Raw genomic sequence first — 12,563 nt, 5'->3', positions numbered from 1 at the left:
TTTAGGAAGAGATTTTATCGAGTCGAATGAGTCGCTTAGATCCTGAACCTCAAGCTGTGCCTGATGGTTTTTGACTGGCGACTTGACCTTATGAATCAATGCTGTGCCCGCGATCTTTAATTTAAGAGTCAAAGGCACTTGCAAAGCGGAATTAGATTTTGTTAACCATTCGGTGGCAATCTTAACGTTATGGAAACGGCTTGTTTCGCGACCTGGCTTCGGGATTGCCCTGACTGAGGTTTATTGGGCAACCCATTTCAGCGGCGGGAAAAGGGGAATGATATGCGGGTTCTTTTAATCGAAGACGATAGTGCAACGGCCCAGAGCATCGAGTTGATGCTCAAGTCGGAAAGCTTCAATGTTTATACGACGGATCTGGGCGAAGAGGGCGTCGATCTCGGCAAGCTCTACGACTACGATATCATCCTCCTCGACCTCAACCTGCCGGACATGTCCGGTTATGAAGTCCTGAGGACCTTGCGCCTGTCGAAGGTGAAGACACCGATCCTCATCCTCTCGGGCATGGCCGGGATCGAGGACAAGGTTCGTGGCCTCGGCTTCGGCGCTGACGACTACATGACCAAGCCTTTCCATAAGGACGAACTGGTCGCCCGTATCCACGCGATCGTGCGCCGTTCGAAGGGCCATGCCCAGTCAGTCATCACTACGGGCGACCTGATCGTCAATCTCGATGCCAAGACGGTCGAAGTCGCAGGCCAGCGCGTTCACCTGACCGGCAAGGAATACCAGATGCTGGAGCTGCTCTCGCTCCGCAAGGGCACGACGCTCACCAAGGAAATGTTCCTGAACCACCTTTACGGGGGCATGGACGAGCCGGAACTCAAGATCATCGACGTCTTCATCTGCAAGTTGCGCAAGAAGCTCGATTCGGCATCGGACGGCATCAATTACATCGAGACCGTCTGGGGCCGCGGCTATGTGCTGCGCGAACCTGACGCGACAGAAATGCGCGAAATCGCCTGATCCCATTCAGCGGGAACAATCAAAAGGCTCCGTATTGCGGAGCCTTTCGTGTTAGATCCAGATGTCGTTCCGGGCTGTACGCTCACCACCTTCGTGGCCGGTATTCAGGACTCCGCGCGGCTCGATCAGCATCAGCTTGACCTCCCTTTCGGCGAACGGCTTGTGCTCGACGCCCTTGGGAACCACGAACATTTCTCCGGCTTTCAAGCAGACGAAGCCGTCACGGAAATCAATGCGCAGCTCGCCGTCGAGGACGATGAAGGCCTCGTCTGTCTCCGGATGGTCATGCCAGATGAAATCTCCTTCAAGCCGCGCAATCTTGAATTGGTAATCATTGAGTTCAGCCACAACTTTCGGTAGCCATTGCTCTGAGAAGAGGCCGAATTTCTCGGAAAAGTTGATAGCACTGTAGGTCCTTGTGGCTCTGTTCGTCTGCATGATGCCTCCAGTTGGTTGAGTACCTGGAATTCTTAATCCGGCCTTGAAACCCGGGTCTTGTACGATTGTGCAAATCAGGAGCGAGGCATTCATCCGGAATTTTTGGCGCGCCGGAGCGTTCAGCCTGCAAATGCAATGAGATTTCCGTCGGGGTCCCTGACAATGAAGGTGCGCGCACCCCAAGGTTCGGCTTTCAACGCCTGGTGAAACAGAGCGCCCCGTTCCTGATATTCCAAGTAGAGAGACTTGACGTCGTCGAGCACGATTGTCGCCGAGAGCAAGTGTTGTTCGGATCTCAAGCGGGTATCAAAAACAGGACCATCCACCTGCCGGAGATTGAGCCTGACGGCGTCTCGAGCCAATTGGCAATAATAAGGCGGTTCGCCATGGATGAAGCGGGTCTCGAAGCCGAGCACGATACGATAGAAGTCACAGGATGCCTTGATATCAGAGACAAAAAGCTGTGGCTCAACGATGGCGAGAAAGGGGCGTGATGCGGCTGGAACGGCTAAATCGGGCATGGTCTGGATTCCTTTGTTCAGCGCCTCCCAATTTTCGAAACCGGCTTTCCTGGCAACAAGCTCCTGGGCATCGCCGAGCCGGAAGGTCTGTTCCAGAATCTGATCATCGCTCAGGCTTCGAAATCGGGTCAAGAACATCCTGATCTCGGCTGCCACCGGATGATATCCATCGCGATGCCATCGCAGATAGAGCTTTGCTTGCTTTTTCAGGTTTTCCAAATTCCGCATGGGCGCGCACTACGTTCGAGGTTGTCGTAGGCGGGCGTTGCCCCTCCGGCCGAAAGCCGATGCGCCCTACAGCAGCGGATCTACGCTACTGTGACGCAGACTGGTATGTCAAGATTCTGGAAGAGTGACCGTTCAACCCGTCATGGGTACCTGAGGGAGGATTTCGGCAATCGATGCGCGGTTGAATGGCTTCAGAAGATATCCGGCAGCACCGGCGCGCTTTGCCCGCATGATCTTGGTAACGTCGATTTCGGGCAGGCAGAGATAGATCTTGCTGTTCTCGCCACCAGGCAAGGCACGTATCTGCGCGATGATATCTGTGGCAGGCATATCGGCCAGGGCGCTGTCCAGAATGATCAAATCGGGCATCTCGACGCTGCAGGCGGCAACCGTCTGAAAGCCGGTATCGGCGGTGGTCACGACGGTGGTGTCGCCGGCTATGAGACGACGCGCAACCTTCCTGACGACCGGCGATCCGTCAACGATCATGCAACGTAGCAATGGAAATTTCTCCTGCGCCATGAGGCCCATTTTTGCTGTTTCGGGCGGAAGACTAGCAGGCCCTGGGTGAACAAATACCCAAGGTTGATGGTAAATTTTGGCGCAACTTTTAAGAAAGTATCACGCGGCAGTGAAAACGATCTCTTCCGGCGAGGCATGGATCGAGATGGTCATTCCGGCTTCCTGCGCGAGGAGGAGCGTATAATACGGCTGCACGGCATGGGCATCAATCGGTTCTTCAGGGACCTTGCCGCTGTGAAGCTCGAGAAATTTCGGCGGTACGCGCAGCATGGGTCCCCGTGACGTCAGGACGAAACGCGGTTGCGTTTCCGGAGTCTCCAGGACCACTGACAATGTGCCACCGCGCGGCAGCGCTGCGTTGCCGATCAGCACCAGATTGAGCAGGAGCTTCACCTTGTTCTTCGGCAGAAGCACGCGAGTGCCTTCCCAGGAAAATTCCGCCTTTTCGCCCTTCATGTATTCGTTGGCAACGTTCTGGGCATCGCCTGTGTCGATCTGGACGCCGGCGGAACCCGCAGCGCCGAAGGCAATGCGGGCGAACTGCAGCCGTGCAGAAGCGCTCCGTGCGCTGGATTTGATCAGGTTCATTGCGTCTTCGTCGGCACCACCTTCCTCAAGGAGTTCAAGGCCGTTATTGATCGCGCCAACCGGCGAAATGATGTCGTGGCAGATGCGGCTGCTGAGGAGCGCTCCTAGGTCCGTTGCCGAGAGAATAACGGGCAATGTCATTGGGGAATCTCCTGAAATTTGTCTGGTTGGTTCAGACGTTGCCGCGAATCAGTACCTACCGCGAATCACTCTGATTTCTGACCCATTTGGATACATAGCCTGATCCCGATCGGCAAGAACGTCGTGGTAAAAGCGCCGAAAATGCTGAAATTCGTGCGTTTTTGCCAATCTTTGCAAGTCATTGAAATGCCAAGATCGATTCATAAACTTTTATACAAGGTTTAGCGCCTTAAATAGCGTTCAATTAGAAAGCAGGCGCAAGATCTGCACACATCCGTATCAGGCGTCAGGCAAAGAAGCGAACAGCCAAAAGGAATTATGATGGCGTCTCTACTCTTGTCTTTGAACCGTGGCTTTCTTCTCTTTCTGACCATCGTGTCGCTCGTTGTCGCACAAGCGCAGACGGCGCGGGCGCAGGAAACCTATACGATGGAGGAGATCGTCAACTCCGGCCAAAGATTCTTCGGATCAACATCGGGCGGGCTCGCCACGGCTGTCGAAAAGGTGTTCCAGAGTTACGGCTTGCCCAACGGCTATGTCCTTGGCGAAGAAGGCTCCGGCGCGCTTATCGGCGGCCTGACCTATGGCGAAGGCTCGCTGTATACAAAGAATGCCGGTGACCACAAAACTTTCTGGCAAGGGCCGTCCATCGGATGGGATTTCGGCGGGCAGGGCTCGCGCGTCATGATGCTTGTCTACAATCTCGACGATATACAAAATCTGTATGGCCGTTTCGTCGGCGTCGCCGGTTCCGCCTATCTCTTTGCAGGTGTCGGTTTCAACGTGCTCAAGCGCAACCAAGTCTTGCTCGTGCCAATCAGGACGGGTGTGGGCGCTCGTCTTGGTGTCAATGTCGGCTATCTGAAGTTGACCCAGACGCCAACATGGAATCCATTTTGATCCATTAAGCCGATATTTGCCAACCAGGACGCGGGCTTATCGCCCGCGTCTTTGTGTTGGCCGGCTGGTCTGCTAATACACGCTGTACCAAAAAGGACGTTCTCCGCTCTAACAGGACCTCGATCGTGATCCAGTCTGCACTATATTTCGCTCTTGGATTTCTGAGCGCCGTCTTGCTGGCGCTGCTCGTTGCACCGCCAATCTGGCGCCGGGCGATGCTGATTACCCGCAGAAATGTCGAGGCAGAGACGCCGCTTACCCTCAACGAGATACAGGCACAGATGGATGGCATGCGTGCCGGACATGCAGTCGCCGAGCGCAAGCTGGAATTGACCCTTCAAGATGAAAAGGAAAAGGCAGCATTGCAGCTGGTGGAGCTCGGCGCGAGGGAGCGCCTGGCACGCAATCTAAAGGCTGACCTCGCGGCGCGCGATGAAACCATTGCCGCGCTATGCGCCAGGCTCGCGGATCACGAACAAAATCTCGAGAAATCCACCAAGAACCTGTCCGGCACGGAAAAATCGCTCGAGCAGCGTTCGTCAGAACTTGAGCTCCTCAATCGCCGTATGTCGAATCTTGCGATCAATTCCGACAGTCTGCAAATCGAATTGGCTGCGCAATCGACCCGGATCGAAAACCTGTCGGACGAATTGAAACAGGCGCGTCAGGGCAAACGCGACAGTGATGAGCAGCGGCGGAAGGTCGAAGCCGATCTGCAAGCCCTGCAGCATTCATCGGCGCAGGAAGCCAAACGCAGTGCTGAATTTGAGAAACAGGCGCACGGGCTCATGGCCAAACTGTCCGATACGGAAGCAAGGCTCTCCCGCCGCGAGAAGGAAATAGAGCGAATCAACGAGCGACTGCGCAAGGTGCTTGCCGAAGGACGCAAGCAAGGCTCGTCCGTCCTCGACGTGCCGCGGGGCAAGCAGGCGGTGGTCGAGGCCCAGGAGGCAAAAATCCTGCGAGAGGAGATGAACGCCCTGGCATCGCAAGTCGTTGCCATGGTCGCAAGACTGGAAGGACCGGCATCCCCGATCAATGAACTTTTGGCCAAGGCCGGCAATGATTTGCCTCGCGTCCATGACGAAAACGGCGAGTTGATCGTGAGCCTTGCCGATCGTATTCGCGCGCTACAAGCCGCGGCGTCCGAGGCTGGAAAAACGGCTGAATCGCGATAGGGCGATGCCTGAGGCAGTCGCGACATTCAGACTGTCGAAGCTGCTGGACATCGGAATATTCACTGTTCGCAGCTGTTGCAAAAGCGCCTTGGGCAAGCCTTCGCCCTCGGTGCCAAGCAGCAGTGCCGTGCGCGGTGAAGGCTCGGCGTCGTAGATGCTTGTTTTGCCCGACGGGCTGAGAGCAAAGAGTTCGAAACCGGCGTGCCGCAATCCGTCTACGATCGTTTCGATCGATCCTTGCCGGGCAAAGGGAACCTTGAGAGCAGCTCCGACTGAAACACGGATCGCCTTGCGGTAGAGCGGATCACAACTGGTCTCGTCCATCAGGATGCAATCCGCCTCGAAAGCGGCGGCGTTGCGAAAGATCGAACCCATATTGTCATGGTTGGAAATGCCGCAAAGAACGACGACCAGAGCCTTTTCAGGCAGGGTTTCCACGAGCATTTGCAGCGAATGGGGCGCGCTGCGCCTGCCTACGGCCAGGATGCCGCGGTGCATCGGGAAGCCGGCAATCGCATCCATAGTTTCGCGCGATACGCAGAAGACGGGCACATCGGCCGGACAGCGCTGCAATTGCTCCGTGAGCCCTACGAGCCTGTTCTCCAGTATGAGGAGCGACTCTACTGCAAATGCCGGATTGGACAGCAGCACATTGAGGACGACCTTGCCTTCGGCGATGAAGCGGCCCCCGCGACCTACCAGATCGCGCTCGCGCACGTTGCGGTAAGGCGCAAGACGCTCATCGCCTGCTTCGGAGACCCGGGTTACCCTGCGCTCCAGCCACTGACAATCCGGAGACCCGGAAGATGTCATGTGGAGGGGTGCGAGGCGCCCAGCCCGGCCCGCGCTTCCCCGGCCATGCGTACCAGCGTCATATGCATATCCTTTGCCGAGGTCAGCGGCTCGGGGAAGAATATCCGCAGCACGTCATCTCCATCGGCCAAATCGAAACCGTCGGCATCGATGCCGGTCAGCCGCCAGTTACTGTCCGCCGCCCTGGCAAAAAAGCGGGCGTAGAGCGCGATGGCATCCGCATGGTCCCGGTTCATGTGTTCGACCGCACTTTTTTCGGCCGCCGCAAGCTCATCGTTTGCCGGGCTGAGGCTCAACCATTCACTTGCCGCGAGCTGATAGGCCCGGCCAAACCCGCCATTCAGTCTCACGTGATCCGGTTCGAGCCGGAAGAAGCGAAAATCGCCAAGGCTGACGTAGAGCTTTGATTTGGGCAGGTGAGACAAATAACGCCATTCAATGCGCGCATGCTCGGGCGCATCGCGCGATATCTCCCGGGCACGCGCGGACATGGTCATGCGTGGGGAAGCGAGCGGATCGCCCTTGCCAGGTTCGCCAACCAGGAGCGAGCAGCGCGGATCGGCAAGAAGCGCCGGCGTGTGGGCGGCGAGGGCGGAAACAAGAATAATGGGCGCGCCGTCATGGTCGGTGGAGAGGCCAACGCGGGTGGCAATAGGATCTCCGGTCTGGGGATCCAGCGTGGCAATGACCGCGTGGCGGGCGGTACGCAGCAATGTGCGGGCCAGACGGATTGCGCCATCGTCAATCTCGCGCAAAACATCCTTATTTTCGGTCACGGCTGCTCCTTCATCCTGGCGTACATCAGATTGATAGTTCGTCAGGGAGAAGCGAACAAGTTATTTGAAGGCGGCGCCGGAAGATCAGGCAGCGATGGAGCGATTTTCGCTGAGGCCGATATCATTCATGCAATCGGCGAGCAGATCCAGATCGACCGGGCCGATCGTGCAGAGAACCGGCGCGACTTCTTCGGCAGGAACCTGAAGCACCATCAACTCTCGCAGTGCCTCCATCAGTGATTCGCGGGTATCATACCGGGCAGCAGGCGTGCGCATCAGATTGCCTTTTGAGCGTGATCAGTTGCATCAAGTTTAAGGCAAATACGGTAAACAAATTCTTAATTTTGCCATTATTGAAAATTTTTGCTCGTGAACTGAATAAAATAACCTCATAATTTCAAACGGATGCTATCGTCATGTTGCACAATAATCATACTTGCCATTGTTTGGCCCCAAATGGGTTCATTCTGTGGGCACCTTCACCAGCAGGAACAACAGCGATGAGAATTGCTTCGTGATCGGCTTCGCTAAGTGGAAAATCCATTCTATTGCGGGCATTGTCGCAGCCGCCGGGCTTGTCAGTGGTTGTACACAGACCGGTCAACATTCCAGTAAGCTTACCGCCAATCTGACGTCGCGCACCAGCGGCAGCAAGACATATGCCTATACACCCAAGGACAAGGAATGCCTTGAACGGGCAATGTTCTTCGAATCAAACCGCTCCAGCCAGGACGGATTGCTTGCAGTCGGCACAGTGGTGATGAACCGGCTCGATTCCGGCAAATGGGGCAACACCATTTGCGGCGTTGTCGGCCAGAAGGGGCAGTTCGCTCCCGGCGTGCTTTCCCGTCCAATGAAATCTGCCGCCCTGCCGGATGTACAGGCAGCTGCAGACGCCGTCCTCAAGGGTGAACGCAATCCCAAGGTGAAAAACGCAATGTTTTTCCACACGGCGGGTCTCCGCTTCCCTTACAAGAACATGCACTACACGGTGGTGGCCGGCGGCAATGCCTTTTATGAGAAGCGCGACCGTTATCATACGGCCGAGATTGCTTCCAAGGACGCGAGCATTGCGATTGCCAATGCCTATATAGCCAGCACAAGAATGGCCGGCGCAAAGTCCGCCAATACCGTTCTGATTGCAACCGCATCGCAACCGGCACTTGCAACAACGTCAACACCGACTGGCGGACGTGTGACCAGCCGGCCCGTTCTCGTTGCGCAGGCGGACATTGCTCCGATGTCATTCGACACAACGAAGGTCGCCGTACCGATGGATCCGCCGCCTCAGGCGATGGATTACAGGTCGTCGACTGTGCAGACTGTGCAGGTTGCTCAGCCGGTACAGTCTTCGCAGACGACGACGCAGCCCGGCCTGATGGCTTATGAGGCGCCAAATGGCAAGGCTGTCGATGCGATCGGCCAGATGCTGCTGGCGCAAGATCGTCCAAACTCTCTCTGAAGATCGGGGTATGATTGAGGGGGTTCGGGCGCCAAGCCCGAACCATTCACGGTACCAGGTAATGGTGGGCCCACTCGTTGTGGGGAACCATCTGGCCGATGGCATATTGAAACGTCAAGATCGTCATGTGGTCAGGCAAGGTCGAGCAGGTATAGGACAGATGATACCATTCGCCCTTGCTGCGGAACGCAGCGCCCGCTGAACGAATCTTATCGCCCTTGATCTTGGGCTCCTCAAAAGCATAGGCGACGAGTTCGTCCGGAACGAGCCGTGCCGGATCCTTGTGGATGCGTTCCATCGCCTCAAGATCGCAGCGCTGCTCCAGCCGCGTTTGCGGGTCGAGCCGTTCCAGCTCCTCGGCAGCGCCAGAATCCATGGCTCGGGCTGGGCTCGCCAAGGCGGCCGACAGCAAGAGGATGACGCTGATTATTCTCATTCCTGACCGGCTTTCAAATTACAAGGGATGCATCGGGCATTGCTACCAACTTGCCGCGCTGGTTGAATCACACGCTGGCGCGCCCGCTAGATACCAATCGGATTGGGTCCAAATTATGAAAGGGCGGTTGTATTCAAGCAATGGCCTCTAGCCGGCAACTTTCCGTTCTTTATCGCCGTTGGCTTCAATAAAGGAATAGATGTACGAGAAGGATGGTTGCGACCGATTGGCGGGTTCGACCATGCCTGCGACACTGCCAAGGGTGGCGGCAAAATTGTTGCAATTGAAGCCGAACATCCTCCACTTCGGGGGATTGGCGAGGTTGGCCCGGACCTTTTCCAGCAACTGCTGGTATTGCTGTTCGGTCAGCGAAACGCGATAAGCGGCGTTTGGCGTAAAGCGGCAATCCTCAAAACTCGGGGCCAGGTCTGCTGGCACAGGCACTATTGCACCGCCATAAAGTCCAATCAGGCTACCTCTTGGAAACAGACCGATGTATTGGCGTGTGACCGGCTCGCCCTTGGCGTCCAGCCTGCCGAAGACCACATAGACATGACCACTCGGGATGCTGGACGAGAAACGCTGGCGAAATTCGATATAGGCCGGATCACCGGATTTCTCGCGATTGGCGGTGAGCTTTGCATCCGTACCATTGGGTTTTCCGTGGGCCGCGCAGGTAAGCTGTGGGATCTCCGGAACAGAGGTTGATATGATTTTCGAACTGGTTGCCGCCATTGCCGGCTGAAAGACGGCCAAAGCGATTACCATGAGGCCCGCCAATAATTGGTTGAACGGGGACGAGGCGGCTTTTCGCACGATCAAATTTCTTTCGATCCGGAATCAGTAGAGATAGGGCAGGACGCGCCAGGTGCGAGCGCGATATCGATGATATTCTTCTCCGAAAGCCTCTTCCATCATCGCCTCCTCCGGTCCTATGCGGGAGAAAAACAAAAAGCCAAAGCCAACGACACCGGCGAGACCTGCGACATAATTGGGCAAGAGCAGGGCCTGGGTCAATGCCATCAACCAGAAGGCTGTATACATCGGATGGCGAAGGTACTTGTAAATGCCGGTTGTGATGAGTTTGTGATCCTGCTTCAGTTGCAACGAAACGGACCACATCTGACCGAGCGCCTTGTGCGTCAGCCGAAAGAGCACGAGTGCGGTGACAGCGGTGCATATTCCCGCGACAAAAAGCAAAGGGCTCGCCGGGTACGAGGCTGAACGCGGCTGCCCTGTAGCAACATAAATCAACGGGATGATGCCAAGGCCCGTGGCAGAGATGGCAAGACGAATGGTATCGGCGCCCTTCCTCCGGTCGATTGTCAGCCTTGCCCGGCGTGCGCGCCGATCGAATGGACGGCGCAACAGATACCAGCCGGCCACAAAGGCCACCCAAACGACTTTTCCGGCGGTCACAAGTGAAATCATGATGCGGCAGGTTCAGATAATTTGAGTGGAAGAGGAGCAGAACGCTCGCAAGGAAGCCCCCCCTTCATCGCGATGTCGGAAAAATGCTCCGGCCCGCACAGGATGGCGTGCCAGGAATAGTGCGTGCGCCTTTCGACGCCAAAGACAAACTGGCGGTGCACCCTGAAAAAATCATGGCGAATAGCCTTGTATGCTTCATCGCAAAGCTGGCTGCGAAATCGAACCCTGACAGGAACAGGCGATGTGCCATTGGCAATCCCGAGATCGCGCACAGGGTCGGATTTGTAGAAATTCATCGGATCGGTTAGCGCCTGAACATCGACCCAGATCGTATTGCTACGCGCGACCGTCCCGACCTTCTGACGTAGCGCCCGGGCTGCAGGGTGCAGCGCCACTTTCAGAAGGCTCGAACCAACAGTGAGAAGGCCGTAGTTTCTGGAAGCATCCTGACTGAGGGCAGCGTCAAGTATCTGGAGCGCGCAAATCGCGCCGAGGCTGTGTGCGGCTACAAGGATTTCGGTGTTTGGCGGTGTATTACCGATACGAGCCGCAGCATCGGCGACGACTTTTTCCACTCTGGCCAAGACTTCGGGCCGCCGTCGACGCGCCATATCGTGAGCGAATGCCCAATCATCCATAATGAGCAAGAAGTGCATTTTGCTGGCCGCAAACCAGAACAGCGCGACCACGGAGAGGAACGAAAGGATCAGCGGGATGATCGGTCCGTCCGGGCCAATAGCGGTAGCGGCGCTGCCAATACCGTATGATAATGCGAGGATGATTGCGATCAGAACGATCGGGTACAGGAAAAACAGGGCATAGCGCCAGCTGGTCGCGACAAAGCGGAAGAATGTTCCCGTCACAACGAAGTCGAGGAGTGCCACGATCCCGCTCAACAGCCGCACAAGTGGATTGCGCGACGCATAGAACATGGTGATGTCGCCGAGGCCATAGAGAATGAAATCCGTTCTCGTCGTCCAGTTTTCACCGGAGGACGTAAGACTGAATTGACCCGTGGCTACTGCATCACCGGCTGAAGAAACATCGAGTGGAGCAGTCTCGGCCAATTGAATATCATAGACCGGCGCCGTTTTTTGCGCCTCGCGCATGAAGCGCCGGTGATGTGCCTCGACCGGCATGTGTTCAAAGCCTGGCAGTAAAATTACGAGACGCTCGGCAACGGACATTTGCCACCTTTCAGGAACCGGTGAATTCGGATCAGTGATCAGCGCAATAGCTCAGCAAGAACGAGTTTAGATGGCCGATGTTAACAGAAAATAGCCGGCAACGCATTCCGGTCACTTCATACATCCGGGGTTCTATTTTGGCGCCATGCGAATTGCGCCGTCGAGCCTGATGGTCTCGCCATTCAGCATCGGGTTTTCAATAATATGCAGCGCCAGTGCCGCATATTCCTCGGGCTTTCCGAGCCGGGAAGGGAAGGGGATGGAGGCTGCAAGCGAATCCTGTACCTCCTGCGGCATGGCAAGCAGCATTGGCGTGCCGAAAATTCCCGGTGCGATCGCCATGACGCGAATGCCGAAACGCGCAAGTTCGCGGGCGGCGGGCAGGGTGAGGCCGGCGATGCCTGCCTTCGAAGAAGCGTAGGCGGCCTGACCGATCTGGCCGTCAAAAGCAGCTACAGATGCGGTCGAGATGATGACGCCGCGTTCGCCTGTTTCCAAAGGTTCAAGCTTTGCGGCCACATCGCTGACGAGGCGCAGCATGTTAAACGAACCGATGAGATTGACTTCGATCACGCGGCGATAAAGTTCAAGATCATGCGGACCGTCGCGGCCAACGATGCGGCCGGCATTGGCAATACCTGCACAATTGACAAGGACGCGCGGTGAGCCGAGTTCATCGACGACCCGTGATACGGCTTGCTCGGCATCGCCAGCGCTCGAGACATTGCAGGCGAGGGCAAGGCCGCCGATCTCGTCAGCAAGTTTCTGTGCCGCTTCGAGATTGATATCGAAAAGCGCAACCTTGGCGCCTTTTTCGGCCAATGCCCGTGCGGTTGCAGCCCCGAGACCCGATCCGCCTCCTGTTACAATGGCCGTCTGGCCCTGAATGTTCAAAATGCCACTCCTTGTGCTCTTTCATGTCTTCTTGCATGAGTTTTGGCGCATATCCAGACAGAGA

General features: G+C 56.3%; 16 protein-coding genes. 4 read left to right on the top strand and 12 right to left on the bottom strand.

Features of this window, described 5'->3' with window-relative positions; genetic code table 11:
• Positions 1–282 precede the first annotated feature (282 nt).
• Entirely contained in the window at positions 283–984 is a 702-nt protein-coding gene (gene ctrA, locus CU103_RS11590; protein ID WP_099998139.1) for a response regulator transcription factor CtrA, read from the top strand.
• Between the two features lie 51 nt (positions 985–1,035).
• Here the strand turns inward: ctrA and CU103_RS11585 are convergent, their stop codons facing one another.
• The 4 genes from CU103_RS11585 to chpT all read right to left on the bottom strand — a co-directional run bounded on the left by CU103_RS11585 (position 1,036) and on the right by chpT (position 3,422).
• Positions 1,036–1,422 carry a cupin domain-containing protein gene (locus CU103_RS11585; RefSeq protein WP_106664088.1) on the bottom strand — a complete coding sequence of 129 codons (387 nt, stop codon included), beginning with the start codon at positions 1,420–1,422 and terminating at the stop codon, positions 1,036–1,038.
• 119 nt (positions 1,423–1,541) lie between these two features.
• The gene (locus CU103_RS11580) at positions 1,542–2,171 is read right to left on the bottom strand and encodes a bleomycin resistance protein (protein ID WP_106664087.1); all 630 of its coding nucleotides are present in this window, start codon (positions 2,169–2,171) and stop codon (positions 1,542–1,544) included.
• Between the two features lie 132 nt (positions 2,172–2,303).
• A complete protein-coding gene (locus CU103_RS11575; protein ID WP_106664269.1) occupies positions 2,304–2,672 on the bottom strand; it encodes a response regulator in 369 nt (122 codons plus the stop codon).
• Positions 2,673–2,792: 120 nt separating this feature from the next.
• Complete coding sequence (chpT, locus tag CU103_RS11570; protein ID WP_106664086.1) at positions 2,793–3,422, bottom strand: histidine phosphotransferase ChpT; 630 nt, start codon at positions 3,420–3,422, stop codon at positions 2,793–2,795.
• Between the two features lie 321 nt (positions 3,423–3,743).
• Between chpT and CU103_RS11565 the strand changes: the two genes are divergently transcribed.
• Both CU103_RS11565 and CU103_RS11560 read left to right on the top strand, forming a co-directional pair.
• Positions 3,744–4,322 (top strand): DUF1134 domain-containing protein, encoded by a 579-nt coding sequence (locus CU103_RS11565; RefSeq protein WP_106664085.1) that lies wholly within the window; start codon positions 3,744–3,746, stop codon positions 4,320–4,322.
• Between the two features lie 125 nt (positions 4,323–4,447).
• Positions 4,448–5,500, top strand: a complete 1,053-nt coding sequence (locus CU103_RS11560; protein WP_146147784.1) for a coiled-coil domain-containing protein — start codon at positions 4,448–4,450, stop codon at positions 5,498–5,500.
• Here CU103_RS11560 and CU103_RS11555 read toward each other — a convergent pair.
• The 3 genes from CU103_RS11555 to CU103_RS11545 all read right to left on the bottom strand — a co-directional run bounded on the left by CU103_RS11555 (position 5,453) and on the right by CU103_RS11545 (position 7,365).
• Positions 5,453–6,313, bottom strand: coding sequence for a TrmH family RNA methyltransferase (locus tag CU103_RS11555; protein ID WP_106664083.1), 861 nt, complete (start codon positions 6,311–6,313; stop codon positions 5,453–5,455). The genes CU103_RS11560 and CU103_RS11555 overlap by 48 nt on opposite strands.
• Positions 6,310–7,089 (bottom strand): HugZ family pyridoxamine 5'-phosphate oxidase, encoded by a 780-nt coding sequence (locus tag CU103_RS11550; RefSeq protein WP_106664082.1) that lies wholly within the window; start codon positions 7,087–7,089, stop codon positions 6,310–6,312. Before CU103_RS11550 ends, CU103_RS11555 begins: the two co-directional genes overlap by 4 nt.
• 84 nt (positions 7,090–7,173) lie before the next feature.
• Positions 7,174–7,365, bottom strand: coding sequence for a hypothetical protein (locus tag CU103_RS11545; protein ID WP_106664081.1), 192 nt, complete (start codon positions 7,363–7,365; stop codon positions 7,174–7,176).
• Positions 7,366–7,603: 238 nt separating this feature from the next.
• Here CU103_RS11545 and CU103_RS11540 point away from each other — a divergent pair, with 238 nt between their 5' ends.
• Entirely contained in the window at positions 7,604–8,551 is a 948-nt protein-coding gene (locus tag CU103_RS11540) for a cell wall hydrolase (protein WP_106664080.1), read from the top strand.
• A 46-nt stretch (positions 8,552–8,597) separates the two neighbouring features.
• On the opposite strand, the gene CU103_RS11535 is transcribed toward CU103_RS11540, so the two are convergent.
• The 5 genes from CU103_RS11535 to CU103_RS11515 all read right to left on the bottom strand — a co-directional run bounded on the left by CU103_RS11535 (position 8,598) and on the right by CU103_RS11515 (position 12,499).
• Entirely contained in the window at positions 8,598–8,987 is a 390-nt protein-coding gene (locus CU103_RS11535) for a DUF930 domain-containing protein (protein ID WP_106664079.1), read from the bottom strand.
• Positions 8,988–9,134: 147 nt separating this feature from the next.
• On the bottom strand, positions 9,135–9,755 hold the full coding sequence (locus CU103_RS11530) for a hypothetical protein (protein ID WP_106664078.1): 621 nt from the start codon (positions 9,753–9,755) through the stop codon (positions 9,135–9,137).
• Positions 9,756–9,827: 72 nt separating this feature from the next.
• Complete coding sequence (locus tag CU103_RS11525; RefSeq protein WP_106664077.1) at positions 9,828–10,418, bottom strand: protein-S-isoprenylcysteine O-methyltransferase; 591 nt, start codon at positions 10,416–10,418, stop codon at positions 9,828–9,830.
• Positions 10,415–11,605: a hypothetical protein gene (locus tag CU103_RS11520; protein ID WP_106664076.1), complete on the bottom strand. Its 1,191-nt coding sequence runs from the start codon at positions 11,603–11,605 to the stop codon at positions 10,415–10,417. The genes CU103_RS11525 and CU103_RS11520 overlap by 4 nt, the downstream gene beginning before the upstream one ends.
• A 132-nt stretch (positions 11,606–11,737) precedes the next feature.
• Positions 11,738–12,499 (bottom strand): 3-hydroxyacyl-CoA dehydrogenase, encoded by a 762-nt coding sequence (locus CU103_RS11515; RefSeq protein WP_106664075.1) that lies wholly within the window; start codon positions 12,497–12,499, stop codon positions 11,738–11,740.
• Positions 12,500–12,563: the final 64 nt, after the last annotated feature.

Source organism: Phyllobacterium sophorae (genome assembly GCF_003010965.1).
Taxonomy (GTDB): Bacteria; Pseudomonadota; Alphaproteobacteria; order Rhizobiales; family Rhizobiaceae; genus Phyllobacterium; species Phyllobacterium sophorae.
The sequence above is the reverse complement of the archived record's forward strand: the minus strand, read 5'-3'. Positions and strand labels throughout refer to the sequence as shown.